Source organism: Rhizobacter sp. P3_B12 (assembly GCF_056402895.1).
Window position 1 is genome coordinate 1 of sequence record NZ_JBFUGN010001214.1, and the last position, 1,618, is coordinate 1,618.

Annotated in this window: 2 protein-coding genes and 1 pseudogene; 2 read left to right on the forward strand and 1 reads right to left on the reverse strand. The window is 70.6% G+C overall.

All coding sequences use genetic code 11. The features are described from left to right. Both AC1D01_RS33865 and AC1D01_RS33870 read left to right on the forward strand, forming a co-directional pair. The coding region (locus AC1D01_RS33865) for a glycoside hydrolase family 5 protein (RefSeq protein ID WP_477873846.1) at positions 1-1,007 on the forward strand (1,007 nt) is incomplete at its 5' end. Positions 1,008-1,041: 34 nt separating this feature from the next. Then, positions 1,042-1,308: a hypothetical protein gene (locus AC1D01_RS33870; RefSeq protein WP_477873847.1), complete on the forward strand. Its 267-nt coding sequence runs from the start codon at positions 1,042-1,044 to the stop codon at positions 1,306-1,308. Between the two features lie 21 nt (positions 1,309-1,329). Here the strand turns inward: AC1D01_RS33870 and AC1D01_RS33875 are convergent. Continuing rightward, positions 1,330-1,618, reverse strand: a pseudogene (locus AC1D01_RS33875) (SAM-dependent methyltransferase); the annotation flags it as partial.

A 1,618-nucleotide genomic window follows, 5' to 3' on the forward strand; every position in this document is an offset into this window, starting at 1 on the left:
GCATCTTCCCGGACCAGGGCTGGACCGACACCACCGCCGGCCATTGGCAGAACGTGACCGAGCTGCCGACGGCCGGCGCCAACGTGGCGCGGCTGTTCATCCAGCCGTTCGACTTCAAGACCGGTGCCGCGCTGCTGCCCGGCCAGCCGCTGGCGGCGCGCCTGCAGGCCTCGGTCGCGCAATGGGGCACGCTGATCGACTGGTGCCTGTCGAAGCGCATGCATGTGGTGCTGGCGGTCACGCTCGACGTCAACTGGCCGAGCCGCGGCGTGTGGCCCGACGACGGCCGCGCGCTGTGGTCCGACCCCTCGGCGCAGGCCGAGTTCGTGGAGGCCTGGGGCGAGCTGGCCCAGCAGTACGCCGGCGTGCAGGGCATCGTGTTCGACCTGCTGAACGAACCGCAAGGCCGCACGCCGGCAGAGATCAACGGCAACCACGCGGTCGCCAAGGACGCGTGGAACCTGCTGCACCAATTGGCGCTGGCGCAGATCCGCCATGTGGACGCCGAGCGCTGGGTCATCGTGGAACCGGTCTGGGGCGACCAGAAGAACTTTGCCGATCTGCAGCCCAACGGCGACGCGAAGACGGTCTACAGCTTCCACCACTACGGCCCGCACTACTTCACGCACCAGGGCGAAGGCGGCTTCCCGGCGGCAGGAACGGTGGGCTACCCGGGCGTCACGCGCGACAACGACGCCACCGCGCCGCAGCTGTGGAACAAGGCGGCACTCGCCATCGACATGCAGCCGGCGCTCGACTACGCCGCCACGCACTCGGTGCGCATGATGCTGGGCGAGGTCGGCTGCACCCGCGCGGCACCGTCGGCCGACCGTGGCCGCTGGGTGGCCGACGCGATCTCTCTGGCCGAGGCAGCCGGGCTGGACATCGTCTACTACCAATACGACGGCTGGGGCGTGCCGAGCAACTTCGCAGCCGGCTGGGCGTTCGAGAACTCAACGGTCACCGACACGGTGTTGGCCTCGTTCGCGTTGAACAAGACGGCCTGACTGGCTACAGTCTTCGATTCAACGGGGGCCCATCATGACGCTCGACCAATTGCAGGCAGTCAAGCAGTGGCATGTCGGCCACCGCGAGCTGCAGCCGGTCGAGTACCACACCTGGGATGCCGTGCTGACGCTCTGGGTGATCGGCTGGATGGGGCTGCCGGCCTCGCTGCTGCTGCGCCAGCCGGTCGTGGTCGGCGCCTGCGTGCTGCTGTTCTTCGTGCCCGGGCGCTATGTGGCGCTGCGGCGCTGGCTGCACCGGGCCCGGCGGCTGCGCTGCGACTGGTTGACCTCGCTGCGCTGAAGCGCGCTCGCACCAGCCCGGCTACGCGTCCTTGCGCACCGCGACGACGTGCGCCTGGATCTGCCCGTCCACCGCACCCCGCCCGAAGCGCGCGGCCAGCGCGTCGGCGCAGGCCGCCGTCGCATCGGCCAGGTCGCCGGCAGACCGCGCCTCGATCTCGTTGCGCAACGGCGTGCCCTCGCAGTAGGCCCGTGCCACCGCGTGCGCGGAAGCAGCCCGGCTGCGCGCGGGCAGCGTCTCGAGATGCACCGTCTCGCGCCAGCCCCCCGCCCGCAGGTCGGCTTCGATCGCCGGGCGCTCGAAGTAGCCG